A 317-nucleotide genomic window follows, 5' to 3' on the forward strand; every position below is an offset into this window, starting at 1 on the left:
CCAGGCAGTTTCCCACCAAGTACCATCAGCGCTAGAGAGCTTAACTTCTGTGTTCGGAATGGGAACAGGTGTATCCTCTCTGCTATTGTAACCACATAATCTCTATGCTTAATATTACTATTAAGTTATTGAAACTAGTAAAACTAGATTCTTTAGAGTTAACACTCTAAAAACTACATATATATTTTAATCAATGAACATCAAATAATATTGGTCAAGTCCTCGACCTATTAGTATCGATAAGCTAAATACATTGCTGCACTTACACCTTCGACCTATCAACCAGATAGTCTTTCTGGGGTCTTACCCTTGCGGTG

Annotated in this window: 2 rRNA genes; both read right to left on the reverse strand. The window is 37.2% G+C overall.

Annotation, left to right across the window (positions count from 1 at the left end):
* Positions 1-96, reverse strand: a 5S ribosomal RNA gene (rrf, locus tag IC218_RS21695); the annotation flags it as partial.
* A gap of 114 nt (positions 97-210) precedes the next feature.
* Positions 211-317 (reverse strand): 23S ribosomal RNA (locus IC218_RS21700); the annotation flags it as partial.

Source organism: Clostridioides sp. ES-S-0005-03 (assembly GCF_020658455.1).
Classification (GTDB): Bacteria; Bacillota; Clostridia; order Peptostreptococcales; family Peptostreptococcaceae; genus Clostridioides.